This is a genomic window from Streptomyces sp. NPDC058646 (assembly GCF_042716875.1).
Lineage (GTDB): Bacteria > Actinomycetota > Actinomycetes > Streptomycetales > Streptomycetaceae > Streptomyces.
Map to the genome: position 1 here is coordinate 70,296 of NZ_JBHXRK010000006.1, position 24,434 is coordinate 94,729.

23 protein-coding genes and 1 pseudogene are annotated in these 24,434 nt (G+C 72.6%); 15 read left to right on the plus strand and 9 right to left on the minus strand.

The features are described 5' to 3' along the window. Positions 1-2 precede the first annotated feature (2 nt). The 12 genes from ACFWUZ_RS09570 (at position 3) to ACFWUZ_RS09625 (ending at position 10,373) form a co-directional block, all read left to right on the plus strand. Positions 3-566 (plus strand): GNAT family N-acetyltransferase, encoded by a 564-nt coding sequence (locus ACFWUZ_RS09570; RefSeq protein WP_384369828.1) that lies wholly within the window; start codon positions 3-5, stop codon positions 564-566. Between the two features lie 235 nt (positions 567-801). Then, a complete protein-coding gene (locus ACFWUZ_RS09575; protein ID WP_323181889.1) occupies positions 802-885 on the plus strand; it encodes a putative leader peptide in 84 nt (27 codons plus the stop codon). A 180-nt stretch (positions 886-1,065) separates the two neighbouring features. Beyond that, a complete protein-coding gene (locus tag ACFWUZ_RS09580; protein ID WP_384369831.1) occupies positions 1,066-2,772 on the plus strand; it encodes a nitrite/sulfite reductase in 1,707 nt (568 codons plus the stop codon). Further along, positions 2,769-2,948, plus strand: coding sequence for a hypothetical protein (locus ACFWUZ_RS09585; protein WP_384369834.1), 180 nt, complete (start codon positions 2,769-2,771; stop codon positions 2,946-2,948). Before ACFWUZ_RS09580 ends, ACFWUZ_RS09585 begins: the two co-directional genes overlap by 4 nt. After that, positions 2,945-3,646, plus strand: coding sequence for a phosphoadenylyl-sulfate reductase (locus ACFWUZ_RS09590; RefSeq protein ID WP_384369836.1), 702 nt, complete (start codon positions 2,945-2,947; stop codon positions 3,644-3,646). The genes ACFWUZ_RS09585 and ACFWUZ_RS09590 overlap by 4 nt, the downstream gene beginning before the upstream one ends. Positions 3,647-3,699: 53 nt before the next feature. Continuing rightward, positions 3,700-4,245 carry an adenylyl-sulfate kinase gene (gene cysC / locus ACFWUZ_RS09595; RefSeq protein WP_215148038.1) on the plus strand — a complete coding sequence of 182 codons (546 nt, stop codon included), beginning with the start codon at positions 3,700-3,702 and terminating at the stop codon, positions 4,243-4,245. Next, complete coding sequence (cysD, locus tag ACFWUZ_RS09600; protein WP_384369839.1) at positions 4,242-5,195, plus strand: sulfate adenylyltransferase subunit CysD; 954 nt, start codon at positions 4,242-4,244, stop codon at positions 5,193-5,195. The genes cysC and cysD overlap by 4 nt, the downstream gene beginning before the upstream one ends. Before the next feature lie 2 nt (positions 5,196-5,197). Next, on the plus strand, positions 5,198-6,538 hold the full coding sequence (locus ACFWUZ_RS09605; RefSeq protein ID WP_384369842.1) for a sulfate adenylyltransferase subunit 1: 1,341 nt from the start codon (positions 5,198-5,200) through the stop codon (positions 6,536-6,538). A gap of 224 nt (positions 6,539-6,762) precedes the next feature. Then, the gene (locus ACFWUZ_RS09610) at positions 6,763-7,893 is read left to right on the plus strand and encodes an aliphatic sulfonate ABC transporter substrate-binding protein (RefSeq protein ID WP_384369845.1); all 1,131 of its coding nucleotides are present in this window, start codon (positions 6,763-6,765) and stop codon (positions 7,891-7,893) included. Positions 7,894-7,928: 35 nt separating this feature from the next. Next, on the plus strand, positions 7,929-8,723 hold the full coding sequence (locus ACFWUZ_RS09615) for an ABC transporter ATP-binding protein (protein WP_384369847.1): 795 nt from the start codon (positions 7,929-7,931) through the stop codon (positions 8,721-8,723). After that, entirely contained in the window at positions 8,710-9,606 is an 897-nt protein-coding gene (locus ACFWUZ_RS09620; RefSeq protein WP_384369850.1) for an ABC transporter permease, read from the plus strand. The genes ACFWUZ_RS09615 and ACFWUZ_RS09620 overlap by 14 nt, the downstream gene beginning before the upstream one ends. A 5-nt stretch (positions 9,607-9,611) precedes the next feature. Beyond that, positions 9,612-10,373, plus strand: a complete 762-nt coding sequence (locus ACFWUZ_RS09625; protein ID WP_384369853.1) for a sirohydrochlorin chelatase — start codon at positions 9,612-9,614, stop codon at positions 10,371-10,373. 63 nt (positions 10,374-10,436) lie between these two features. Here the strand turns inward: ACFWUZ_RS09625 and ACFWUZ_RS09630 are convergent, their stop codons facing one another. Continuing rightward, entirely contained in the window at positions 10,437-11,438 is a 1,002-nt protein-coding gene (locus tag ACFWUZ_RS09630; protein ID WP_384369856.1) for a ketopantoate reductase family protein, read from the minus strand. Between the two features lie 45 nt (positions 11,439-11,483). On the opposite strand from ACFWUZ_RS09630, the gene ACFWUZ_RS09635 reads away from it, so the two are divergent. After that, positions 11,484-12,329 carry an aldo/keto reductase gene (locus ACFWUZ_RS09635; protein WP_384369859.1) on the plus strand — a complete coding sequence of 282 codons (846 nt, stop codon included), beginning with the start codon at positions 11,484-11,486 and terminating at the stop codon, positions 12,327-12,329. Between the two features lie 112 nt (positions 12,330-12,441). Here ACFWUZ_RS09635 and ACFWUZ_RS09640 read toward each other — a convergent pair whose 3' ends face one another. The 5 genes and pseudogenes from ACFWUZ_RS09640 to ACFWUZ_RS09660 form a co-directional block, all read right to left on the minus strand. Continuing rightward, positions 12,442-13,005 carry a DUF1697 domain-containing protein gene (locus tag ACFWUZ_RS09640; RefSeq protein ID WP_384369862.1) on the minus strand — a complete coding sequence of 188 codons (564 nt, stop codon included), beginning with the start codon at positions 13,003-13,005 and terminating at the stop codon, positions 12,442-12,444. A gap of 20 nt (positions 13,006-13,025) precedes the next feature. Further along, positions 13,026-14,266, minus strand: a pseudogene (gene mgt, locus ACFWUZ_RS09645) (macrolide-inactivating glycosyltransferase). Positions 14,267-14,280: 14 nt separating this feature from the next. Beyond that, a complete protein-coding gene (locus ACFWUZ_RS09650) occupies positions 14,281-15,627 on the minus strand; it encodes an ABC transporter substrate-binding protein (protein ID WP_384369865.1) in 1,347 nt (448 codons plus the stop codon). Continuing rightward, entirely contained in the window at positions 15,627-16,541 is a 915-nt protein-coding gene (locus ACFWUZ_RS09655; protein ID WP_384369868.1) for a carbohydrate ABC transporter permease, read from the minus strand. Before ACFWUZ_RS09655 ends, ACFWUZ_RS09650 begins: the two co-directional genes overlap by 1 nt. Next, positions 16,541-17,485, minus strand: coding sequence for a carbohydrate ABC transporter permease (locus tag ACFWUZ_RS09660; protein WP_384370312.1), 945 nt, complete (start codon positions 17,483-17,485; stop codon positions 16,541-16,543). Before ACFWUZ_RS09660 ends, ACFWUZ_RS09655 begins: the two co-directional genes overlap by 1 nt. Positions 17,486-17,580: 95 nt before the next feature. Between ACFWUZ_RS09660 and ACFWUZ_RS09665 the strand changes: the two genes are divergently transcribed. After that, the gene (locus tag ACFWUZ_RS09665) at positions 17,581-18,444 is read left to right on the plus strand and encodes a phosphotransferase enzyme family protein (protein WP_384369871.1); all 864 of its coding nucleotides are present in this window, start codon (positions 17,581-17,583) and stop codon (positions 18,442-18,444) included. 77 nt (positions 18,445-18,521) lie between these two features. Here ACFWUZ_RS09665 and ACFWUZ_RS09670 read toward each other — a convergent pair whose 3' ends face one another. Both ACFWUZ_RS09670 and ACFWUZ_RS09675 read right to left on the minus strand, forming a co-directional pair. Further along, positions 18,522-19,235, minus strand: a complete 714-nt coding sequence (locus ACFWUZ_RS09670) for a 3'-5' exonuclease (RefSeq protein ID WP_384369874.1) — start codon at positions 19,233-19,235, stop codon at positions 18,522-18,524. A 235-nt stretch (positions 19,236-19,470) separates the two neighbouring features. Beyond that, positions 19,471-20,745, minus strand: a complete 1,275-nt coding sequence (locus tag ACFWUZ_RS09675; protein ID WP_384369877.1) for an SAV2148 family HEPN domain-containing protein — start codon at positions 20,743-20,745, stop codon at positions 19,471-19,473. A 282-nt stretch (positions 20,746-21,027) separates the two neighbouring features. On the opposite strand from ACFWUZ_RS09675, the gene glgX reads away from it, so the two are divergent. Then, entirely contained in the window at positions 21,028-23,142 is a 2,115-nt protein-coding gene (gene glgX / locus ACFWUZ_RS09680) for a glycogen debranching protein GlgX (protein ID WP_384370315.1), read from the plus strand. Here glgX and ACFWUZ_RS09685 read toward each other — a convergent pair. Next, positions 23,127-24,422, minus strand: a complete 1,296-nt coding sequence (locus ACFWUZ_RS09685; protein ID WP_384369880.1) for an MFS transporter — start codon at positions 24,420-24,422, stop codon at positions 23,127-23,129. The genes glgX and ACFWUZ_RS09685 overlap by 16 nt on opposite strands. Between the last annotated feature and the right edge of the window lie 12 nt (positions 24,423-24,434).

The window sequence follows — 24,434 nt, forward strand, 5'->3', positions numbered from 1 at the left end:
GCATGAGCACCATCACCCTCACCACCTGGTCCCTGGAGATGACCTCCGCGTCCGACCTCGTCCCGGCCACCGTCCCGGGACCGGAGGTCACGATCGTCCGCGCCGAGGTCCCCTCCCCCGAGTTCAGCCGATTCCTGTACGCCTCGGTGGGCGGCGACATCCACTGGACGGACCGGCTGTCGCTGAGCCGCGCGCAGTGGATGGAGCAGCTGGACCGGCCGGGCGTGGAGACCTGGGTCGCCTACGACCGGGGCACCCCGGCGGGATACGTGGAACTCGACCCGCAGGACGACGGTGTGGTGGAGATCATGTACTTCGGCCTCCTCCCGGACTTCCGGGGCCGCCGCATCGGCGGGCACCTGCTGTCGGTGGGCGTCGCACGCGCCTGGTCCCTCGCGGACCGCTGGCCGGACCGGGAGCCGACCCGCCGCGTCTGGCTCCACACGTGCAGCCTGGACGGGCCGACGGCGATGGACAACTACCTGCGGCGCGGGTTCAAGCTCTTCAAGACGGAGACGGAACCCAAGGAGGAGACCCCGACGCCCGGCCCCTGGCCCGGCGCGTAGCCCTCGCGAGCGGGCCCCGGCCCGCCGGGGAGGGGCCGGCGGGCCGGCGGGCCGCAAACCGCAGGTGCGCCGTCCGCTGCACCCGGCCTCGCCGCCGTGCGGGGAGCGGGGACGGAAGCCGCGAGGGTGCGCAAAACGCGTGAGCCCCGTCACGCAGTCCCACGATCCGGGACGACTTGGTCCGCATAGTGGACAGTAGTGGACTCCTCCAATCGGCACATGACACGCTTCCGCCATGAATGGAGCTGGAATTGCCTTGGTGAGTCGGCGGCACGTCGACCTCGGCCGCATGTCCAGCGCCATGTGTCCGGCCTGCTGACGGAACCAGCCACAGCCGTAGACACCCCCCAAGCCCCCTGAGGCCGAATCCGCCGCGCCCACCGGCAGCATGGCGGCACTCAGCCGCACCCGCCTGCAGCGTCGCAGGTCACCGCAGTACCAGGGGTCCGCCGCCGCTCCCCCTGCCCTGCCTTGAGCCGTTGAAGAAGGACGTACCGTCATGGCCGCCACCCCCGAAACGCCCGCTGCCGCACCCGCAGCCGCTGTGCGCCGCAAGACCGGCCGTCACCGCGGTGAGGGTCAGTGGGCCGTCGGACACCACACGCCCCTCAACGGCAACGAGCAGTTCAAGAAGGACGACGACGGTCTCAACGTGCGGACGCGCATTGAGACGATCTACTCCAAGGCGGGTTTCGACTCGATCGACCCCAACGACCTGCGCGGCCGCATGCGCTGGTGGGGCCTCTACACCCAGCGCAAGCCCGGGATCGACGGCGGCAAGACCGCGATCCTGGAGCCGGAGGAGCTGGACGACAAGTACTTCATGCTGCGCGTGCGCATCGACGGCGGCCGGCTGACCACCGAGCAGCTGCGCGTCATCGGTGAGATCTCCGAGGAGTTCGCGCGCGGCACGGCCGACCTCACCGACCGCCAGAACGTGCAGTACCACTGGATCCGGATCGAGGACGTGCCGGAGATCTGGCGCCGCCTGGAGGCCGTCGGCCTGTCCACGACCGAGGCCTGCGGTGACACCCCCCGCGTCATCCTCGGCTCTCCCGTCGCCGGCATCGCCCAGGACGAGATCATCGACGGCACGCCCGCCATCGACGAGATCTACCGCCGCATCGTCGGCAACCCGGACTTCTCGAACCTGCCCCGCAAGTTCAAGTCCGCGGTCTCCGGCTCGCCTCTGCTCGACGTGGCGCACGAGATCAACGACGTCGCCTTCGTCGGCGTGACCCACCCCGAGCACGGCCCCGGCTTCGACGTCTGGGTCGGCGGCGGCCTCTCCACCAACCCCAAGCTCGGCGTGCGCCTGGGGACCTGGGTCTCGCTGGACGAGGTCCCGGACGTCTACGAGGGCGTCATCTCGATCTTCCGCGACTACGGCTACCGCCGCCTGCGCACCCGCGCCCGGCTGAAGTTCCTCGTCGCCGACTGGGGCCCGGCCAAGTTCCGCCAGGTCCTGGAGGACGAGTACCTCCAGCGCAAGCTCACCGACGGCCCCGCGCCCGAGCAGCCCTCCGGCCGGTGGCGCGACCACGTGGGCGTCCACCAGCAGCAGGACGGCCGCTTCTACGTCGGCTTCGCGCCGCGCGTCGGCCGCGTCGACGGCGCCACCCTGACCAAGATCGCGGACGTGGCCGAGCAGCACGGCTCCGGCCGCCTGCGCACGACCGCCGAGCAGAAGATGATCGTGCTCGACATCGAGGCCGACCAGGTCGACTCGGTGGTCGCCTCGCTGGAGGCGCTGGACCTGCGGGTCCAGCCGTCCCCGTTCCGCCGCGGCACCATGGCCTGCACCGGCATCGAGTTCTGCAAGCTGGCGATCGTCGAGACCAAGGCGCGCGGCGCCTCGCTGATCGACGAGCTGGAGCGCCGCCTGCCGGACTTCGCCGAGCCGCTGACCATCAACATCAACGGCTGCCCGAACGCCTGCGCCCGCATCCAGGTGGCGGACATCGGTCTCAAGGGCCAGCTGGTCCTGGACGACGACGGCAACCAGGTGGAGGGCTACCAGGTCCACCTGGGCGGCGCCCTCGGCCTGGAGGCCGGCTTCGGCCGCAAGGTCCGCGGCCTCAAGGTCACCTCGGAGGACCTGCCCGACTACGTCGAGCGGGTCGTCAAGCAGTACGAGGAGCAGCGCGAGGACGGCGAGCGGTTCGCTGCGTGGGTCGCCCGCGCGGACGAGAAGAGCCTGTCGTGAGCGAGCGCGCCGCACCGTTCCACTGCCCGTACTGCGGCGACGAGGACCTGTTTCCGAACGAGACCGGTCACGGCGCGTGGGAATGCCGGGCCTGCAACCGGGCCTTCCAGCTGAAGTACCTCGGGCTGCTGTCCCGGGGTGTCCGGTCCGACGCCGCTGGAGGGGACGAGATATGACGACGGTTCAGGAGACCAGGAACCTCAGGGAACTGGCCGAGCAGGCGGGCCGCGACCTGGAGGACGCCTCCGCACTGGAGATCCTCACCTGGGCGGCCGAGACCTTCGGCAAGAAGTTCGCCGTGACCTCCTCCATGGAGGACGCGGTGGTCGCCCATCTCGCCTCGCGCGTCCTTCCCGGCGTGGACGTGGTCTTCCTCGACACGGGCTACCACTTCGAGGAGACCATCGGCACCCGCGACGCGGTCGAGGCCGTGATGGACGTCAACGTCATCACGCTCACCCCGCGCCGGAGCGTCGCCGAACAGGACGCCGAGTACGGGCCGAAGCTGCACGACCGGGACCCCGACCTGTGCTGCGCGCTGCGCAAGGTCAAGCCGCTGGAAGAGGGCCTGACCGCGTACGAGGCGTGGGCGACGGGCCTGCGCCGCGACGAGTCCCCCACCCGGGCGAACACCCCGGTCGTGGGCTGGGACGAGAAGCGGCAGAAGGTCAAGGTGTCGCCGATCGCCCGCTGGACCCAGGACGACGTGGACGCCTACGTCGCCGAGCACGGCGTACTCACCAACCCCCTGCTGATGGACGGTTACGCCTCCGTCGGCTGCGCCCCGTGCACCCGCCGGGTCGAGGAGGGCGAGGACGCCCGGGCCGGCCGCTGGGCCGGGCGGGGCAAGACCGAGTGCGGGCTGCACGGCTGATGACGAGCGCACGGCTGATGACGAACACCACGGAACCGACGGAGAAGAAGCAGATGAGCGTGAGCGACCAGGGCGCCACCGTGTGGCTGACCGGGCTGCCGAGCGCGGGCAAGACCACCATCGCCTACGCGCTGGCCGAACGGCTGCGCGCCGAGGGCCACCGGGTGGAGGTCCTCGACGGCGACGAGATCCGCGAGTTCCTCTCCGCAGGCCTGGGCTTCTCCCGGGAGGACCGGCACACCAACGTGCAGCGGATCGGCTTCGTCGCCGAGCTCCTCGCGAGCAACGGCGTCAAGGCGCTGGTACCGGTGATCGCGCCGTTCGCGGACAGCCGTGAGGCCGTCCGCAAGCGGCACGCCGCCGAGGGCACCTCGTACCTGGAGGTCCACGTGGCCACCCCGGTGGAGGTCTGCTCGGAGCGTGACGTGAAGGGCCTGTACGCCAAGCAGGCGGCGGGCGAGATCTCCGGTCTGACCGGGGTCGACGACCCGTACGAGGCGCCGGAGTCCCCGGACCTCCGTATCGAGTCGCACACGCAGTCCGTGCAGGAGTCGGCTTCGGCCCTGCACGCGCTGCTCACCGAGAGGGGTCTGGCATGACGACGACCGTCGCACACGTCCACGACGCTGCGAACAATTCTTCCGGGTCCGTGCCCTACGCGCTGTCGCACCTGGACGCCCTCGAGTCGGAGGCCGTGCACATCTTCCGCGAGGTGGCGGGCGAGTTCGAGAAGCCGGTGGTCCTGTTCTCCGGCGGGAAGGACTCCATCGTCATGCTGCACCTGGCGCTGAAGGCGTTCGCGCCGGCGCCGGTGCCGTTCACCCTGCTGCACGTCGACACGGGCCACAACTTCCCCGAGGTGCTGGAGTACCGCGACCGTACGGTCGAGAAGCACGGCCTGCGCCTGCACGTGGCGTCCGTCCAGGACTACATCGACGCGGGGAAGCTGCGCGAGCGTCCGGACGGCACCCGCAACCCGCTGCAGACCGTGCCGCTGACCGAGGCGATCCAGCAGCTGAAGTTCGACGCCGTCTTCGGCGGCGGCCGCCGCGACGAGGAGAAGGCCCGCGCCAAGGAGCGGGTGTTCAGCCTCCGCGACGAGTTCTCGCAGTGGGACCCGCGCCGTCAGCGCCCCGAGCTGTGGCAGCTCTACAACGGCCGCCACGCACCGGGCGAGCACGTGCGCGTCTTCCCGCTCTCCAACTGGACCGAGCTGGACGTGTGGCAGTACGTCGCCCGCGAGGGCATCGAGCTGCCGGAGATCTACTTCGCCCACGAGCGCGAGGTCTTCCAGCGCAACGGCATGTGGCTGACGGCCGGCGAGTGGGGCGGTCCGAAGGAGGGCGAGACGCCCGAGACGCGTCTCATCCGCTACCGCACCGTCGGCGACATGTCCTGCACCGGCGCCGTCGACTCCGACGCCGCCTCGCTGGACGCCGTGATCGCCGAGATCGCCGTCTCGCGCCTCACCGAGCGGGGCGCGACCCGCGCCGACGACAAGATGTCCGAGGCCGCGATGGAAGACCGCAAGCGCGAAGGGTACTTCTAGAAATGTCCAGCACCACAGAGCAGTTCGCCGACCTCTCGGCGACCACGCTGCTGCGCTTCGCGACCGCCGGCTCCGTCGACGACGGCAAGTCCACCCTGGTGGGCCGGCTGCTGCACGACTCCAAGTCGGTCCTGACGGACCAGATGGAGGCCGTCGAGGCCGTCTCCGCCCAGCGCGGCCAGGAGGCGCCCGACCTCGCGCTGCTCACCGACGGCCTGCGGGCCGAGCGGGAGCAGGGCATCACCATCGACGTCGCGTACCGCTACTTCGCCACCGCGCGCCGCCGGTTCATCCTCGCGGACACCCCGGGGCACGTGCAGTACACCCGGAACATGGTCACCGGTGCCTCCACGGCCGACCTGGCCGTGGTCCTGGTCGACGCCCGCAACGGCGTGATCGAGCAGACCCGCCGGCACGCCGCCGTCGCGGCCCTGCTGCGGGTGCCGCACGTGGTCCTCGCCGTGAACAAGATGGACCTGGTGGGCTACGAGGAGTCGGTCTTCGCCGCGATCGCCGAGGAGTTCACCGCGTACGCCTCGGACCTGGGCGTGCCGGAGATCACCGCGATCCCGATCTCGGCCCTGGCCGGGGACAACGTGGTCGAGCCCTCCGCGAACATGGACTGGTACGGCGGCCCGACGGTCCTGGAGCACCTGGAGACCGTGCCGGTCAGCCACGACCTGACCGCCTGCCCGGCACGCTTCCCCGTGCAGTACGTGATCCGTCCGCAGTCCGCCGAGCACCCCGACTACCGCGGCTACGCGGGCCAGATCGCCTCCGGCGTGCTGCGCGTCGGCGAGGCCGTGACGGTCCTGCCCTCGGGCCGTACCAGCACCGTCGTGGGGATCGACGCGCTCGGCGAGAGCGTGGACATCGCCTGGGCCCCGCAGTCGGTGACGCTGCGGCTGGCGGACGACATCGACATCTCGCGCGGCGACCTGATCGCGCCGTCCGCGAGCGCCCCGGCGACCACGCAGGACGTCGAGGCCACGGTCTGCCACGTGGCGGACCAGCCCCTCTCGGTCGGCGCACGGGTGCTGATCAAGCACACGACGCGCACGGTCAAGGCGATCGTCAAGGAGATCCCCTCGCGGCTGACCCTGGACGACCTGTCCCAGCATCCGGACCCCGGTCAGCTGGTGGCCAACGACATCGGCCGCGTGGTCGTCCGTACCGCCGAGCCGCTCGCGCTCGACGCCTACGCCGACTCGCGCCGCACCGGTTCCTTCCTGCTGATCGACCCGGCGGACGGGACCACCCTGGCGGCCGGCATGGCGGGCGAGTCCTTCGCCTCCCAGGCCGAGACGACCGTCCAGGCGGATGAAGAAGGGTGGGACTTCTAGATCATGTTCGCCGACATCTTCTCCACCTTCGCCAAGGAGGGCGGCCGCGTAGGCAGCGGCCACCTCGGCAGCGGCCAGGGAGGGGTGGCGCGATGTGCGCGATGACTGCATCGCCGACGGCATCCCGCAGTCGCGCCCTCACCCTCCACCAGCTGTACCCGGCCCTGCTCCACAGACGAAGACGTGCGTCATGAGATGACGACGTCACGAGAGGAAGACCTCCCGTGCCTGCCACCCGCACCACCCGCACCACCCTGCGCCGCGGCCTCGTCGCCGCGGCCGCCCTGCCGCTGCTGATCGGCGCACTCGCCTCCTGCGGCTACGGCTCCGAGGCCAAGAAGGACGCGCCCGAGGACAAGGCCGCCAGCGTGGCCGACGCGGGCAGGAAGCTCTCCGCATCCGAGGTCCGCATCGGGTACTTCCCGAACCTGACGCACGCCACCGCTCTGGTCGGCCTCCAGGAAGGCCTGATCGAGAAGGAACTGAACGGCACCAAGATCAAGGCGCAGGCGTTCAACGCGGGCCCGTCGGAGATCGAGGCCCTCAACGGCGGCTCCCTCGACATCGGTTTCATCGGCCCCTCGCCCTCGATCAACGGTTACGTGAAGTCCAAGGGCTCCAACCTGCGGATCGTCTCCGGCTCCGCCTCCGGCGGCGTGAAGCTCGTCGTGAACCCGGACAAGATCAAGACCCTGGACGACGTCAAGGGCAAGAAGATCGCCACCCCGCAGAAGGGGAACACGCAGGACGTCGCGTTCCTCAACTGGATCTCCGAGAAGGGCTGGAAGGTCGACCCGGAGTCCGGCAAGGGTGACGTCTCCGTCGTCCGCACGGACAACAAGGTGACCCCGGACGCCTTCAAGTCGGGCTCGATCGACGGCGCCTGGGTGCCGGAGCCCACGGCCTCCAAGCTCGTCTCCGACGGCGGCTCGGTCCTCCTCGACGAGACCGCCCTGTGGCCCGACAAGAAGTTCGTGATCACGAACGTCATCGTGTCGCAGAAGTTCCTCAAGGAGCACCCGGACGTGGTGGAGGCCGTGCTGACGGGCACGGTGAAGACCAACGAGTGGATCAACGCCAACCCGGACAAGGCGAAGGCCTCGGCGAACGCGAAGCTGGAGGCGGAAGGCGGCAAGCCGCTCGACGCCAAGATCATCGACCCGGCGTGGCCGAGCATCGCGATCACCGACGACCCGCTGGCCGCGACGCTGAAGACGCAGGCCGACTGGGCCGTCAAGGCCAATCTCATCGAGCAGCCCGAGCTGGCCGGCATCTACGACCTGACGCTCCTGAACAAGGTCCTGAAGGCTGCCGGCAAGCCCGAGGTCTCCGACGCCGGTCTCGGCGCCAAGTAACCCGCAAGTCCAGCAATCCCCAGGAGGTGACGACCATGGCCACCACGCTTGCCAAGGCTGCCGAGGGCACCGTAGCGGAGCAGACGCACGCCGCCCGTATCGCGCACGTCTCGAAGTCCTTCTCCGGCCGGGCCGGATCGCAGCTCGTCCTGGACGACATCAGCCTCGATGTCGCTCCCGGAGAGTTCGTCACCATCCTGGGGGCCTCAGGGTGTGGCAAGTCCACCCTGCTGAACCTGGTCGCGGGCCTGGACAAGCCGTCCGTGGGGTCCATCGAGACCCCCGGCGGCCGCCCGGCGCTCATGTTCCAGGAGCACGCCCTCTTCCCGTGGCTGACCGCGGGCAAGAACATCGAACTCGCCCTGCGGCTGCGCGGGGTGCCCAAGGCCGAGCGCCGTCCGGAGGCCGAGCGGCTGCTGGAGCTGGTCCGCCTCGGCGGCGCGTACGGCAAGCGCGTCCACGAACTGTCGGGCGGCATGCGCCAGCGCGTGGCCCTGGCCCGCGCCCTCGCCCAGGACAGCCGGCTCCTCCTCATGGACGAGCCCTTCGCCGCCCTCGACGCCATCACGCGCGACGTGCTGCACGGCGAACTCACCCGCATCTGGGCCGAGACGGGCCTGTCCGTCCTCTTCGTCACCCACAACGTGCGCGAGGCCGTCCGCCTCGCCCAGCGCGTGGTCCTGCTCTCCTCGCGGCCCGGCCGGATCGCGAAGGAATGGACCGTGGACATCCCGCAGCCGCGCCGCATCGAGGACGCGGACGTCGCGGAGCTGTCCCTGGAGATCACTGAACACCTGCGTGGGGAGATCCGCCGCCATGGCCAGCACTGACACCACCCCGAAGGTCCCGGCCAAGGGCGACGACCTGGCCGGCCTGGAGGCCGGCCTGGACGCCCTCGACGCCGTCGAGACCCACCGCACCCCGGTCCGCGAGGTCCTCACCAAGAAGGTCCTGCCGCCGCTCCTGGCCGTCGGACTCGTCCTGGTGGTCTGGCAGATCCTCGTCGCGGCGAAGGTCACCGACGAGACCAAGCTGCCCGCCCTGTCCTCCGTGTGGGACAGCCTGTCCGACATGTGGCTCAAGGGCACCCTGCTGGAGGTCATCTGGACCAGCGTCTCCCGCGGTCTGCTCGGCTTCCTGCTGGCCCTGGCCATCGGCACCCCGCTCGGCCTGATCGTCGCCCGGGTGAAGTTCGTCCGCGCCGCGATCGGCCCGATCCTGCAGGGCCTCCAGTCGCTGCCGTCGGTCGCCTGGGTGCCCCCGGCGGTGCTCTGGTTCGGTCTCAACGACGCCATGATGTACACGGTCATCCTGCTCGGCGCGGTCCCCTCCATCGCCAACGGCCTCGTCTCCGGCATCGACCAGGTCCCGCCGCTGTTCCTGCGGGCCGGGCGCACCCTGGGCGCCACCGGCCTGCGCGGCGCGCGGCACATCGTCATGCCGGCCGCGCTCCCCGGCTACCTGGCCGGTCTGAAGCAGGGCTGGGCCTTCTCCTGGCGGTCCCTGATGGCCGCCGAGATCATCGCCAGCTCCCCCGACCTGGGTCTGGGACTGGGGCAGCTGCTGGAGAACGGCCGCAACAACATCGACCTGCCGGGCGTGTTCCTCGCGATCATCCTGATCCTGGTCGTCGGCATCGCCATCGACCTGCTGATCTTCAGCCCGGTCGAGCGGTGGGTGCTGCGCAGCCGCGGCCTGCTGGCCAGGAGCTGAGTCCCGTGTCCAGCGCACCCGCCCTGCTCGTCATCGCCCACGGCAGCCGCGACCCGCGGCACGCGGAGACCGTGCACGCCCTCACCGGGCGGGCGCGGGAACTGCGGCCCGGGCTGCGGGTGGAGACGGCCTTCCTCGACTTCAACACGCCGTCGGTCGGGCAGGCCCTGTCCGCCCTCTACCTGTCCGGCGTACGGGAGGTCGTGGCGCTGCCGCTGCTGCTGACCCGCGCCTTCCACGCGAAGTCCGACATCCCGGCCGCACTGGCCGAGTCGGCCTCGCGCCTGCCGGGGCTGTCGGTACGGGTGGCGGACGTGCTCGGGCCGTCCCCGCTCCTGCTGGGCGCCCTCGACAGCCGGCTCACCGAAGCCGGCCTCACCCCGGCGGACCGCTCCACCACCGCGGTGGTGCTCGCGTCCGCCGGTTCCACGGACCCGGAGGCGATCGCAGTGATCGCTGAAACCGCGCGGGAGTGGCGGCACACCGGTTGGTGCGCCGTGCGGCCTGCGTTCGCCTCCGCTGCTCTGCCCCGTACGGAGGACGCCGTACGGGCCCTGCGCGCCGAGGGGTTCGAGCGGGTGGCGGTGGCTCCGTACGTCATCGCGCCCGGCCGTCTCCCGGACCGCATCGCCGCCGGCGCCGAGGCCGCCGGCGCGGACGTCCTCGCGGGCGTCCTGGGTGCGGCCCCGGAACTGGCCACGCTGCTGCTGCGCCGCTACGACGCGGCCGCGTCCGCGCCGGCGAGGCTCCCGGCCCTGACCGCGTAGCCCGTGACACGGGTACCGGCCCCCGCAAGCTGCCGACCGGGGGCCCGGCGGTCACGGCCGGCCTCAGGCGCGGGCCGCGGCCTCGTCGGCCAGGGCGGTCAGGTCCTCGACGGACATCGCACCCGGGGGCAGGCCTTCGCGCGCGAAGATGTTCGCCGCGTGCCGCAGGACGTCGTTGACCGGGGTCGGCACCCCGTGCAGGCGGCCCAGCAGGCAGATCTCCCCGTTCAGGTAGTCCGCCTCCACCGTTCCCGTCCCCCGGGCCAGGCTCTGCCAGGAGGATCCGCCCCGGACGCCCGCCGGCTGGTCCACCTTGCCGTCGCGCGCGGCGGCCTGCTCCGCCTCGGAGGCGTAGGCGATGCCCGCGGCTGCGAAGGCGGCCTTCGCCTCGCGGACGGCCCGCAGCAGCAGCGCCCCCTTCGCCGGATCCGGCTCCGGGCCGGTCGTCGCCTGGACGGCGTTGCCCAGGTTGCCGAGCAGCTTGGCGTACTTCCAGCGCATCACGTCCTCGGTCACGGGCGCCTCGAAGCCGGCCTTCTCCAGGTCGGCGGCGATCCGCCGGGCCCGGTCGTCCGCGCCGCCGGCCGCCAGGCCCAGGTGCAGGATGCCGGTCCGGGGCGTGCACAGCGCCGAGACCACACCCGGTTCCAGGAAGGTGGCGGGCAGCCATACGCACACCCCGTACACCCGGGCGAAGCGGCGCAGGGCCAGCCGCTCGCTCTCCACGCCGTTCTGCGCGCACAGCAGCGGCAGCCGCTGCGCCGCCGTGCCGCCGCCCGCGACCTCCGCGTCGCCCCACGCGTCGAGCGCGGCGAGGGCGTCCTGGGTCTTCACCGCGAGGAGCAGCACGTCGTCGGAGCGCAGCTCGCCCAGTCCGGCCGGTTCCGAGACGACGGGCAGCCGGTGCACCCGCGTCCCGTCGGCCGTGGTGAGGCGGAGTCCGTCCGCCCGCAGGGCTTCGGCGTGCGCGCCGCGCGCGACGAGGACGACCTCGCCGCCCGCCCCCGCGAGCCGTCCGCCGATGGTGGCGCCTACCGCGCCCGCGCCGATGATGATGTACCGCATGCGCACGAGCCTGGCACATCCCGCGCCCTGCGCTACCGTCGGGGCATGGCGCACACGACGTTCGCTCTCGGCGGGGACCTTCCGGTACGGCGGCTCGGGCTCGGTACGGGGGGCCTGGTCGGCCCCGGCTACTGGGGCCCGCGCGGGGGCCGGTCCGAAGCCATGGAGCTGCTGCGTACGGCGGTGGAGCGGGGGGTCACCCTCATCGACACCGCGGACAACTACGGGCCGGACCTCGCCGAGGAGCTGATCGCCGACGCCCTGCACCCGTACGGGGAGCAGCTGGTCGTCGCCACCAAGGGCGGGGTGGTGCGGACCGGGCCCGACGAGTGGCACCTCGCGGGCCGCCCGGAGCAGTTGCGGGCGATGTGCGAGGCGAGCCTGCGCAGGCTGCGGGTGGAGCGGATCGACCTCTACCAGTTGCACCGCTTCGACCCGGCGGTGCCGATGGCGGAACAGCTCGGCACGCTGGCCCGGTTGCGGGCGGAGGGGAAGATCCGGCACATCGGCCTGGACACGGTGACCGCCGAAGAACTGCGGCTGGCACGGGAGTCGGTCCCGGTGGCCTCCGTGCAGAACCCGTACAACCTGATGGACCGCGGCTCGGCGGAGGTGCTCGCGCTGTGCGAGGCGCACGGGATCGCCTTCCTCCCGTACTACCCCCTGGGCGGCGGCGCCCTGACCCGGGAGGGCGCTGCGGCCGTCACCGCGGTGGCCGCCGCCCACGGCGCGGGCCCGGGCCAGATCGCCCTGGCGTGGCTGCTGCACCACTCCCCCGTGCTGTGCCCCACCCCGGGCACGGGCTCCCCGGCGCACCTGGCGGAGAACCTCGACGCGGCCACCGTCCGCCTCACCGCCCGCGAAGTGGCGCTGCTGGACGCGCTGGCCTGAGTCCAGGTGCGGCGGTGGGCGGGCGCACACGGCAGCGCCCTCCCGCGGCCGGGGGCGGTGCTCCTGCCGGGCGGCCAGGTCCCGGTGCGGGCGCCGGCCGGGCGGTGGGCGGTCAGTCCTGCGTCAGCTCCACGAGCTTGGTGACGGTGTTCCAGTTGCGCGTCGTCGCGTCGAGGTCCTTGACGACGGTGCGCCGGGCGAGGGCCTCGGCCAGCTTGGAGCGGCCCAGGCCGTCCGGGGCGTAGAGGTAGAGGACGCGGTCGCCGATCCGGTACTCCTCGGGGAGGAACGCCGCCGCGTCGACGGCGGCGAACCGTTCCCCGCCGGGCTGTTCGGAGAAGAAGGTGGCGTGGAGCTGCTTGCCCTCCAGCTCGGCGGCCGGGAAGGGGCAGGCCTCCGCGACGGCGCGCAGGTACTCCCCGTCCACCACCAGGCAGGCCACCCGGAAGCCGAAGTGGGCCTCGACGGCCGCCTCCAGCTCCCGGGCGAGCGCCGCCGGGTCCCCGCCCGCGCTGCTGAAGACGGCGTTGCCGCTCTGGAGGTACGTCCGCACCTCGCCGTGGCCGAGCCCCTCCAGCACGGTGCGCAGCTCCGCCATGGGGACCTTCCTGCTCCCGCCGACGTTGATCCCGCGCAGCAGTGCCGCGTACTTCTTCGTCCCGGTCCTCTTCGTCATGGGGGCACCCTAGGCCGCCCCTACGACAGTTCGGCCTCGATCAGGTCGGTGGCCTGCCGGGTTCCGCCTTCGGCAGCCGTCCGGGCCCGGACGGCCTGGCAGCGGGCGGCGACCGCCGGGTCGCCGGCCAGGGCGAGGACGGCCTCGCGGAGGGTCGCGGCGTCCGCCCGGTCCATCGGGACGTGCCGGGCGACTCCGAGCGAGACCAGCATGTCGGCGTTGCCGAACTGGTCCACGGCCTGGGGGACGGCGACCATCGGGGTGCCGGTGGCGAGGCCCTCCTGGCTGCCGCCGGCACCCGCGTGGGTGATGAAGGCATCGGCCTGGCGCAGGATGTCCAGCTGGGGAACCCAGCGGTGGACCTCCACGTTGGCGGGGACCGGGCCGAGTTCGGCCTCGTCGGTGAACTTGCCGATCTGCAGGACGACGTGCCAGTCCGGGAGGTCCGCGAAGGCGTCCGTGCAGGCCCGGTAGAAGGCGGGCTGCCTGGTGAAGGCGGAGCCGAGCGAGACCAGCACGACCCGCTTGCCCTCGGCGCTGTCGGGACGCTGCCAGGTGCCCTGCTCGGCGCGCTCGCCCTGGCAGGCCCCGACGAAGGTGTACACGGACCTGTCGACCCGGTCGGCGTGGGGCTGGAGCGCCTCGGGGATCAGGACGAGGCTGCGGCGCGGGCGGCCCTGGAACCGGTCGACCTGGTCGCCGAGGCCGTTCTCCGTGAGCCAGGCGGCGAACTTCGCGTAGTACGCCTGCCCGCGCTCGGAGGCCTTCAGCTCGGCGAACATCGGCTCGGCCACCTCCTCCTCGTACCCCTCCCAGGCGACCAGGTTCGGGGAGAGGGAGACCGCGGGCACGCCCCAGCGGTGGGCGAGGACGGGCGCCGGGTAGGAGGTGATGTCGTGCAGGACGAGATCCGGTTCGTCGCCCTCGAAGGCGGCGGCGAGCTGGGGCAGCGCCTGGACGGCGTCGTTCAGGAAGGGTTCCAGATGGTCGATCAGCTCGGTGCCCCAGGCCTCCGGGTCGTCGTCGGTGGGCAGGACGGAACGGTAGATCACCGGCGTGGCGCCGGTCCCCGCGACCTTCTGCGCGAAGGCGGCGGGGATGGCGTAGCTCACCCGGTGGCCGCGGGCGACGAGTTCCCGGATCACTTCGATGCTCGGGTTCACGTGCCCGTGGGCGGCGATGGAGAACATGGCGATGTGTGCGGGCTTGGCTGAAGTCATGCCCCGACCATAACGAGACGAGACGTCTCGTGCAATCCGATTCCGCGCCGCCCACTCAGCGCTGGTACCGGGCCAGGACCCGATTTCCGTCCCTGACCAGGCGTTTCTCCAGTTCATCGAGGTCGATCGCACCGCTGTAGAACTCCTGCAGCGCGGGAGTCGCCACCTTGTCCTTCCACTCCGGATATCCCCGTACCGCCTGTGCGGGCGCCGGGCGCAGCCCCGGGGCGAGCGCCGCGCCCGTGGCCCAGCCGTACTCGGGGGTGCGCAGGGCGGGATCGGCCAGCGCCCGGGTGCCCGTCGGCAGCATCCAGTCGCCGCGGGCGAGGCGGACCATGTTGGCCGGGCTCAGCAGGAAGTCGATGAAGGCGGCCGCCTCCTTCTTGTACGGGCTGTCCCGGGCGATCGACAGGGTCTGCGGGCTCACCCCCTGGAGCAGCCCGTGGTGGCCGTCCGCCCCGGCCGGCGGCGGCAGCACCTGCCACTCGAACCCGGCCGGGGCCTGCTGGACGATCTGCTGGCGGTACGAGAATCCGAGCGGGACCATGGCGTACTTGCCGCCGAAGAATCCGGGCAGGGTGTCGGAGCCGCCCATCCCGAGGGTGGTCCGGGCCGCGCTGTGGTCGGTGTGGATCTGGGCCCGGACGGTGGCGGGCACGACGGAGTCGCCCTCGTCCCAGCGGATGACGGCCCGGCCGTCGGCCGCACGGTGGAAGAGCCTTCCCCCCGCGGACAGGCCGAGGTTGAGGGTCGCGGAGACGGGGTCCTTGAGCGGCCAGGCCACCCCGTACCGCCCGTCGGCAGTGAGCCGCTGGGCCGCGGTACGGAACTCCGCCCAGCTCCAGGGGGCTTCGGGGGTGGGAATGCGGATGCCGGAGGCGCGCAGCAGTGCGGTGTTGGCCATCAGCACCCTGGGCTCCTGGAGGAAGGGGACCCCGTACACCCCGCCGTCCGCGCCGAAGGTGGTGGCCTCCCAGCTGCGGGCCGGGATGTCGGTCTTGAGCCGCTCGGAGAGCAGCGGCCTCAGGTCGGCCAGGAAGCCGCCGTACGCGAAGTCGGCGAGGTCGTCGGAGGCGTCGTGGATGACGTCGGGGGCCTCACCGCCCTCGAAGGAGGTCAGCAGCTGGTCGTGGACGCTGCTCCAGGAACCCTGGACGTACTGGACCTGGATGCCGGGGTGGGTGGCGTTCCACTCGGCGACCAGGGCCTTGTTGGCGTCGACGGACTCCTTCTGCCAGGCGAGCGACTGGAAGCGCAGCCGCACCGGCCGGTCCGGCCCCGCGGGGCCGGAGGCGCCCCCGGAGCATCCGCAGAGCGCGAGCAGCAGGACGAGGGCGGTGAGGAGCGCGCTGCCGCGGGCGGGCCCGCGAACGATGCGCCGCGCCGGGCGTTCCTGCGCCATCAGCTCTTCACCGCCCCGGCCGACAGGCCGCCGGTGATCCGCTTCTGGATGACCGAGAAGACCACCAGGGACGGCAGGGTGGCCAGGAACGCCGCTGCGGCGAGCGGGCCGAGGTCGGCCGCCCCTTCGGCTCCCAGGAAATGGGTCAGGACGACGGGCAAGGTCTGCTGCTCCGGGCTCTTGAGGAGGACCAGGGCGAAGAAGAACTCGTTCCAGGCGGTGACGAAGGCGAAGAGCGCGGTGGCCACGATCCCCGGCGCCAGCAGGGGCGCGACCACCGAGACGAGGGTGCGCAGCCGCCCGGCCCCGTCCACCGCGGCCGCCTCCTCCAACTCCGGCGGCACGGCCCTGACGTACCCGACCAGCATCCACAGCGCGAACGGGAGCGACCACACGACGTAGACGAGGACCAGGCCCGGCACGGAGTCGACCAGCCGCAGGTTCCTCAGCAGCAGGAAGAGCGGGATGATCACCAGGACGAAGGGGAAGGCCTGGCTGACCACGACCCAGCCGGTGACGGCGGTGGCCGTCCTTCCGCGGCGGCGGGCGAGGACGAAGGCCAGCGGGGTGGCGAGCACGACCGCGACGACGGCGGCGCACAGGGCGGCGGTCAGGCTGTTGAACGCGGCGTGCAGCAGCGGCTGTTCGGCGAAGGCCTGGCGGAAGTTGCCGAGGGTGGGGTCGCGCGGGATCCAGGCGGGGTCCAGGCTGCCGAGTTCGCGCGGGGGCTTCAGGGCGGTGGAGAGCAGCCACAGGAAGGGGAAGGCGAGGAAGACCAGGTAGGCGCCGAGCGCGGCGTACTGCGCGGCGCGGACCCGGCCCCGGCCGGGGCGACCACCGCGGCGGTGGTCCGGGCCCCGGACGGGACCGGGACTGCGGGTGCGGCTGCGGGTGCGGCTGTCAGGTGAACCCATCAGGTGTCTCCTCCCCGGAGCCGTCCGGCCAGGTACACGGCGAGCAGGACCGAGACCACCGCGACCATCACGCATCCCATGGCGGCCGCGTACCCGAACTGGCCGTACCGGAAGGCCTCCTCGTACGCGAAGAGCATGGGCAGCCGGGTGCGGCCGCCGGGCCCGCCGCTGGTCAGTACGTAGACCAGGGCGAAGGAGTTGAAGTTCCAGATGAAGTTGAGCGCGGTGATCGACAGCGCCACCGGCTTGAGCGCCGGCCAGGTCACGGTCAGGAACCGGCGCCAGGCCCCGGCCCCGTCGAGCGCGGCGGCCTCGTGGAGTTCGTGCGGGGTGTTCTGCAGGCCCGCGAGGAGGGCGACGGTGGTCTGCGGCATGCCCGCCCAGATGCCGACCACGACGACCGCGGGCAGGGCGGTGGCCAGGCCGCTGAGCCAGTCGGTGTCCCCGGCGAGGCCGAGGCCGGCCAGGGTGTCGTTGAGCACCCCCGCGTCGGGGTGGTAGACCAGCCGCCACATGACGGCGACGACCACCTCGGGCATGGCCCAGGGGATGATCGCCAGCGCCCTGGCCAGCCACCGGAAGCGGAGCTTCTGGTCGAGCAGCAGGGCGAGACCGAGGGCCAGCAGGAACTGCGGGACGGTGACCCCCACCGCCCACACCAGGCCGATACGGAACGACTCCAGGAAGAGCCGGTCGTGCAGCAGGTCCTGGAAGTTGAGGAGCCCCACCCACTGGGTGGGGGAGGTCCGGCCGGACTGTGCGTCGGTGAAGGCGAGGGCGACGCCGTACACCAGCGGCCCGACGCTGAGCAGCAGGATCGGCAGGAGCGCGGGCAGGACCAGGAACCAGGCCCCGTGGCCGCTTCGGCGGCGCGGCGGGGAGGTGATGGCCGAGGTCACGTGTACCCGCCTTCCGGGTGGACCGTCAGGATCCTCCTCGGCCATCGTGCGCACGCCCTGATGGCGCGTCAAGGGACCGCACGCCGGGGTGCGAGACTTGGCGGATTCACGACGATCCGGCGAAGGACGAGACGAACGCCATGGACGAGGCGCAGGCCAGGGACGTACTGAAGACAGCGGGCCTGACCGCGGGGGCGGGCCGGGAGCCGGAGCTGCTCGCGTTCGGCGAGAACGCCGTGTTCGCCGTCGGCGAGCTGGTGGTGAAGGTGGGCCGGGAGAAGGCGCTGCTGGCGCGGGCGGCCCGGGAGCTCGGGGTGGCGGGCTGGCTCGCGGAGTCCGGCATCCCCGCGGTCCGCGCGGCCGAGACGACCCCGCGGCTGGTGGACGGGCACCCGGTGACGCTCTGGCACCGGCTCCCGGGCGCGGTCCGCCCGGCGGGCCCCGCCGATCTGGCGTCGCTGCTCCGCCGTCTCCACGCCCTGCCCGCGCCGCCCGTCGCCCTGCCCGCGCGGGACCTGCTGGGCGGGGTGGAGCGCTGGCTGCGGCTGGCCGGTGACGCCGTGGACCCGGCGGACGCGGACTACCTGCGGGCCCGCCGCGACGCCTACGCCGCCGAGGTGGCGGCCCTGACCCCGCACCTGCCCCCGGGCGTCGTCCACGGCGACGCCCTGCCCCGCAACGTCCACGTGGGCCCGGACGGCCCGGTCCTGGTGGACCTGGAGACGGTGTCGGCCGATCTGCGCGAACACGACCTGGTGGTCATGGCCCTCTCCCGCGACCGGTACGGCCTGCCCGCCGCGGACTACGGCTCCTTCGTCACGGCGTACGGCTGGGACGTCCGCGACTGGGCCGGCTGCACGGTCCTGCGCGGCGCCCGCGAAACGGCCAGCTGCGCCTGGGTCTCCCAGCACGCACGGGCCGACCCGAAGGCCCTCGCCGAGTTCCGCCGCCGCGTCGCCTCCCTCCGGGACGGCGACCGGAAAATGCGCTGGCACCCCTTCTGACCGGACCGTGGCGTCCGCACGCGGCACCGGGCCGGAGCAGGACCGGGCCGGGTGGTCCCGCCGGCGCGGCCCGGCGGTCAGCGCGGGCGGGGAATGAGCGGCCAGGCGGGTTCGACGACCGCGGCGGGATCCGCGGTGCGCCGCAGGTAGCCCTGGAGGGAGACCGACTGCTCGGCCGCCGCCCGCACCTGGAGCTGCTGGAGATCGGCCAGGGCCATCACCCCGACCGGCCGGTGCCGCTCGCCCATGCTCCGCACCACCCGGGCCGCGGCCACGGCGTCGGCCCGCGCGTCGTGCGCGTCCTCCAGGGACACCCCGTAGTGCGCGCACAGCGCGTGGAGGGCCCGCTTGCCCTTGCGGTACTTGTCCACGTGCTTGTCGATCACCAGCGGATCGATGACCGGCGAGGGCACGCCGCCCAGCCGCTCGCTGACCGACGCCACCCCGTACCTGCGGCACTCGCGGTCCAGCAGGGACAGGTCGTACCGGGCGTTCATCACCACCAGGGGCGTCCCGGAGCCCAGTCCTTCGGCGACGGCCCGGGCGATCTCCTCGACCGCCGCGGCGGCCGGCACCCCGTGCGCGCGGGCGTGTTCCGTCGAGATGCCGTGGATGGCCGACGCCTGCTCGGGTATCGCCACTCCGGGATCGAGCAGCCAGGTCCGCTCCTGCGCGACCGTCCCGTCCGGGTCCAGCCGTACGACGGCCGCCGTCACGATGCGGTCGGTCTCCACGTCGGTTCCGGTGGTCTCCAGGTCGAAGGCGGCCAGCGGTCCGCTGATCCAGCTCATCGCCGGACCCCCCGCCGGCCGTGTCCGGTCACGGCTCGCGCCGCCCCGCCCACGGCGCCGTACGCCTCACCGCCGTGCCAGTCCCCCATGCCGCGCCCTTCCCCCCGTACCGATCGGTCAACGGCTTTCAGCCTGACACGGGGCACTGACAAGCAGGCCGCCGGGTCCGCCGAACCCGCCGGGTCCCCCGGGCCCGCGCCGCCCCGGCCGTGGGCCCCGGTCCGTTCCCCGCGGGTCAGGACACCGGCCGGGAGTCCTCCCACACCGACTCGAACTCCTCGCGGTAGGTCGTGAACAGACCGTGCTCCGCGTCCTGCGGTACGCCGCGCCCGCCGCCGCGCAGGACCAGCACCGGCGCCTCCATGCCGCGGGCCCGGCGCAGGTACGACTGCACGACCGCGATGCCGGAGGACTCGCCCTCCACCAGGTAGGCGGTGAAGCGCGGGGTCTCGTCGAAGACGTGGATGTCGAAGCGGGAGGGGTCCCGCAGCCCCGCCCGCACCCGTCGCACGTGCAGGATGTTCATCTCGACCGAGCGGCTCAGCTCGCCCTTGCGCAGCCGCAGCTCCCGCTCGCGCCGCTTCACGGCGCTGCTCGCCGGGTTCAGGAACAGCAGCCGGACCCGGCAGCCGGCCTCCGAGAGCCGGACGAGTCTTCGGCCCGAGAAGTTCTGCACCAGCAGGTTGAGGCCTATGCCGATGGCGTCGAGCCGGCGCGCGCCGCCGAAGAGGTCCTCGGCGGGGAGCTGCCGCTGGAGGCGCACCCGGTCGGGGTGGACCGAGATGACGTCCGCGTACCGGTCGCCCACCAGGTCCTCGACGGCGTCGATGGGCAGCCGGTCCGCCGACGGGCTGCCCGCGCCCCCGCCCAGCACCTCCAGCAGCCGCGCCGAGGCCCGCTCCGCCTGCTCCAGGACGGCGCGCGACAGCGCACGGTTGCGGGAGACGACGTTGCGGGTGACCTCCAGCTCGTCGAGGGCCTGCTCGATCTCGCGCCGGTCGTCGAAGTACGGTTCGAAGCAGGGCCAGTGCTGGACCATCAGCTCCCTCAGCTGCGGGAGCGTCAGGAAGCTCAGCACGTTGTCGTCGGCCGAGTCGAGCAGGTAGCCCTTGCGCCGGCTGACCTCGCGCACGGCCACGGCCCGCTGCACCCACTCCTGCCCGGCGGGGCCGGCGGCGGCGACCACCCAGTCGTCCCCGCCGTGCACCGGCTCGTAGATCGGACGCAGTACCGCGCCGACCACCGACCGCAGGCGCTGTTCGATGAGGTTGAGCCAGATGTAGGCCCGGCCCGCCCGCTGCGCCCGGGTCCGGACCTCGCTCCAGGCGTCCGCTCCCCAGTCCAGCTCGGCCCCGGTCCGTGCGCCCGCGGCGCCTCCGCCCGCCGCCGGCCCGCCCGCCAGGGAGACCGCTCCGGCCGGAACGCCCCCGGAGACACCTCCTGGGGCGTCCGCCGGGCCGCCCTCGTGACCGCTGTCACCAGGGGGCAGCTCCAGACCTCCCGAGCTCACCCGTGCACCGCCTTCTGCGTCTGGACGCCCGTCTCCAGTGATCACGGAAGGGTACTCCGCGCGCGCGTCCCGGTGCAGCCCGATGGCCCGCACACCGGCTGTCCGTTGACCCATTATCCGATGCCCGGACAGTCCACTGACCCGCATATCAGCTCTCCGGGTCACCCGGCAGGAGCATTGCAAGTCCACGCGTGGGGCCCCTCTTTCGGGGAAGATCTGGCAGGGACGTGGTCCACGCCGGGTCAGCCGGGACCTCCGACACCGAGGGAAGAGTCGTTGTCTATGCAGGTCTGGCCGGGACAGGCGTATCCGCTCGGCGCCACTTACGACGGCGCGGGCACCAATTTCGCGGTCTACTCCGAGGCCGCCCGACGCATCGAGCTGTGCCTCCTGCACGACGACGGCTCGGAGACGGCCGTCGAGCTGCGCGAGACGGACGCCTTCGTGCGGCACGCCTACCTTCCCGGCATCATGCCGGGCCAGCGCTACGGCTTCCGGGTCCACGGGCCGTACGAGCCCGAGCGCGGCATGCGGTGCAACGCGGCGAAGCTGCTGCTGGACCCGTACGCGCGGGCCGTCAGCGGCAGCGTCGACTGGAGCGAGGCGGTCTACGGCTACCACTTCGGACGGCCCGACTCCCGCAACGACCTGGACTCGGCCCCGCACACCATGAGCTCGGTGGTGGTGAACCCGTACTTCGACTGGGCCAACGACCGGCCACCGCGCCACGAGTACCACCACACGGTGCTCTACGAGGCCCACGTGAAGGGCCTCACCATGCGCCATCCGGACCTTCCGGAGGAGCTGCGCGGCACGTACGGGGCGCTCGCGCACCCGGCGGTCATCGGGCACCTCACCAAGCTCGGGGTGACGGCGCTGGAGCTGATGCCCGTACACCAGTTCGTCCACGACCACCGTCTGGTCGACGACGGGCTGAGCAACTACTGGGGCTACAACACGATCGGTTTCTTCGCCCCCCACAACGGCTACGCCTCGGGGGACCGGGGCCAGCAGGTGCTGGAGTTCAAGTCCGCGGTGCGGGCGCTGCACGAGGCGGGCATCGAGGTGATCCTGGACGTGGTCTACAACCACACGGCCGAGGGCAACCACCTGGGGCCGACGCTGTCCTTCCGCGGGCTGGACAACGCCTCGTACTACCGGCTGTCGGACAACATGCGGCACTACACCGACACCACCGGCACCGGGAACTCGCTCCTGATGCGCTCCCCCCACGTGCTCCAGCTGATCATGGACTCGCTGCGCTACTGGGTCACGGAGATGCACGTGGACGGCTTCCGCTTCGATCTGGCGGCAACGCTGGCCCGCCAGTTCCACGAGGTGGACCGGCTGTCCTCGTTCTTCGACCTGGTGCAGCAGGATCCGGTGGTGAGCCAGGTGAAGCTGATCGCCGAGCCCTGGGACCTGGGCGAGGGCGGCTACCAGGTGGGCAACTTCCCGCCGCTGTGGACCGAGTGGAACGGCAAGTACCGGGACACCGTACGGGACCTGTGGCGGGGGCAGCCGCGCACGCTCGCGGAGTTCGCGGGGCGGCTCACCGGCTCGTCGGACCTGTACCAGGACGACGGGCGGCGCCCGCTGGCGTCCATCAACTTCACGACCTGTCACGACGGTTTCACCCTGCACGACCTCGTCTCCTACGACGAGAAGCACAACGAGGCCAACCGCGAGGGCAACCGGGACGGCGAGAGCCACAACCGGTCCTGGAACTGCGGGGCCGAGGGTCCGACGGAGGACCCGGAGATCCTGGAGCTGCGGGCCCGCCAGATGCGCAACTTCATCGCGACGCTGATGCTGTCGCAGGGCGTGCCGATGCTGAGCCACGGCGACGAGTTCGCCCGTACCCAGGACGGCAACAACAACGCGTACTGCCAGGACAACGAACTGTCCTGGGTGCGCTGGCCCGAGCCGGGCAAACCGGCGCCGTCGCTGCTGGAGTTCACCCGGCAGATGGTGTGGCTGCGGCGGGACCATCCGGTCTTCCGGCGGCGCCGCTTCTTCCACGGGCGGCCGGTGGAGGGCACGCACGACGAGCTCTCGGACATCGCCTGGTTCACCCCGCACGGCGAGGAGATGCGGGCGCGGGACTGGCAGGCGCAGCACGCGCGGGCCCTGACGGTGTTCCTCAACGGGGAGGCGATCTCGGAGCCGGGGACCCGGGGGGAGCGGATCACGGACGACTCGTTCCTGCTGATGTTCAACGCGGGATCCGATCCGCAGGACTTCACGGTCCCGGCCGGGCACGGGGCCGAGTGGCGCCTGGTCGTGGACACGGCCCGGGCCGACGTCCTGCCACCCGGCACCGGGCCGCAGTACGCGGCCGGGGACCGGGTGGCCCTGACGGGACGGTGCCTGGTGGTGCTTCAGCGGCCGGCGTAGGCGGAGTTCCCGCCCGCGCCCGGGAAGGCCGCCTTCGGCGCGGGGACGAAGGGCGTGCCGTGCGTACGGTCGGCGGGCACCCGGGTGGCGAGGGCGAGGATCAGGCTCAGCGCGGCGGCGCCGACGGCCACCGCGAAGGCCCCGGGCGGCCCGTACCACTCGGCGAGCCGTCCGGAGACGGCCAGGGCGACGGCCTGCCCGGCGACCAGGGAACTGGCGGCGAGGGCCATCGACTCGGCGAGCCGGGCCGGTTCCACGGCCCGCTCGGTGAGGGCGAAGGCGGTGATCAGGTGCGGGGCGTAGGCGGCCCCGAGGACGGTGACGACGGCGTACAGCGGCCACAGGGCCTCGGTGAAGAGCAGGGGCACCGAGAGGACGAGGGCGGCTCCCGTGGCCGCCCGCCAGCGCAGGCGCAGCCCGTAGCGTGCGGGCAGCGCCCCGAGGGCGAGTCCCACGGCGGCGCTGACCACGCCCATCGCGGCGTAGACGATCCCGGCCTGTCCGGGTACGCCCAACTGGGCGGTCAGGGCGGCGATCCCGGCCTGGCAGCCGCCGAACATGGCGCCCTGGAGGGCGAGCGAGCCGCGGACGGCGTGGACCACCCCGGGCGGGCGGGGACGGCCCTTCCCGGCCCGGGCCGCCCCGCCCCGCGGCTGCGCCGGGGACCCGGCCGTGACGGCGGCGGTCGGGTGCAGGGCGTAGGCGCTGGCGAAGACGGCGACGAGGGCGGCCGCGCCGGCGAGGGCGACGGCCGGGTGGGCGACGAGCGCGGCGAGGCCGACGAGCGCGGGTCCGAAGACGAACGACACCTCGTCCAGGGTGCCTTCGAGCGAGTGGACGGCGCCGACGACGCTCTCATCGGCGCCCTGGCGGTGCGCCAGGGCGACGGAGCGGGTCCGGGCGAGGGGCCCGATCAGCGGGACGGAGGCGCCGGTGACGGCTCCGATCGCGGCGAGCGGGACGGTGCCGAGGCCGCCGAGGGCTCCGGCGACGAGGGCGGCGGTGGCGACGGCGTTGACCGCGGCGGCGGTCAGCACGACGGGCCGCTGGCCGTGGCGGTCGGCGAGCCTGCCGAGGACGGGTCCGAAGACCACCTGGCCGGCGGAGAGGATGCCGCCGACTGTGCCGGCGGTGGCGAGGGAGCCACTGGTCTGGGCGACCAGGAGCACGCTCCCGAACTGGGACATCGCGACGGGCAGTCGGGCGAGGAACGAGATGAGGGGGAGTAGGGGCCCGGTCAGGGCGATGACTCTTCGATAGGTGTTGACGGTTCCAACCACCTGCGGCACGTT

Excerpts from the sequence above, each read along its gene's own strand:
- ACFWUZ_RS09605 (WP_384369842.1), top strand. The coding sequence starts at position 5,198 with ATGTCCAGCACCACAGAGCAGTTCGCCGACCTCTCGGCGACCACGCTG.
- glgX (WP_384370315.1), top strand. The coding sequence starts at position 21,028 with ATGCAGGTCTGGCCGGGACAGGCGTATCCGCTCGGCGCCACTTACGAC.
- ACFWUZ_RS09615 (WP_384369847.1), top strand. The coding sequence starts at position 7,929 with ATGGCCACCACGCTTGCCAAGGCTGCCGAGGGCACCGTAGCGGAGCAG.
- ACFWUZ_RS09580 (WP_384369831.1), top strand. The coding sequence starts at position 1,066 with ATGGCCGCCACCCCCGAAACGCCCGCTGCCGCACCCGCAGCCGCTGTG.
- ACFWUZ_RS09630 (WP_384369856.1), bottom strand. The coding sequence starts at position 11,438 with ATGCGGTACATCATCATCGGCGCGGGCGCGGTAGGCGCCACCATCGGC.
- ACFWUZ_RS09655 (WP_384369868.1), bottom strand. The coding sequence starts at position 16,541 with ATGGGTTCACCTGACAGCCGCACCCGCAGCCGCACCCGCAGTCCCGGT.
- ACFWUZ_RS09570 (WP_384369828.1), top strand. The coding sequence starts at position 3 with ATGAGCACCATCACCCTCACCACCTGGTCCCTGGAGATGACCTCCGCG.
- cysC (WP_215148038.1), top strand. The coding sequence starts at position 3,700 with ATGAGCGTGAGCGACCAGGGCGCCACCGTGTGGCTGACCGGGCTGCCG.
- ACFWUZ_RS09635 (WP_384369859.1), top strand. The coding sequence starts at position 11,484 with ATGGCGCACACGACGTTCGCTCTCGGCGGGGACCTTCCGGTACGGCGG.
- ACFWUZ_RS09575 (WP_323181889.1), top strand. The coding sequence starts at position 802 with ATGAATGGAGCTGGAATTGCCTTGGTGAGTCGGCGGCACGTCGACCTC.
- ACFWUZ_RS09665 (WP_384369871.1), top strand. The coding sequence starts at position 17,581 with ATGGACGAGGCGCAGGCCAGGGACGTACTGAAGACAGCGGGCCTGACC.
- ACFWUZ_RS09670 (WP_384369874.1), bottom strand. The coding sequence starts at position 19,235 with ATGAGCTGGATCAGCGGACCGCTGGCCGCCTTCGACCTGGAGACCACC.
- ACFWUZ_RS09620 (WP_384369850.1), top strand. The coding sequence starts at position 8,710 with ATGGCCAGCACTGACACCACCCCGAAGGTCCCGGCCAAGGGCGACGAC.
- ACFWUZ_RS09650 (WP_384369865.1), bottom strand. The coding sequence starts at position 15,627 with ATGGCGCAGGAACGCCCGGCGCGGCGCATCGTTCGCGGGCCCGCCCGC.
- cysD (WP_384369839.1), top strand. The coding sequence starts at position 4,242 with ATGACGACGACCGTCGCACACGTCCACGACGCTGCGAACAATTCTTCC.
- ACFWUZ_RS09660 (WP_384370312.1), bottom strand. The coding sequence starts at position 17,485 with ATGGCCGAGGAGGATCCTGACGGTCCACCCGGAAGGCGGGTACACGTG.
- ACFWUZ_RS09590 (WP_384369836.1), top strand. The coding sequence starts at position 2,945 with ATGACGACGGTTCAGGAGACCAGGAACCTCAGGGAACTGGCCGAGCAG.
- ACFWUZ_RS09640 (WP_384369862.1), bottom strand. The coding sequence starts at position 13,005 with ATGACGAAGAGGACCGGGACGAAGAAGTACGCGGCACTGCTGCGCGGG.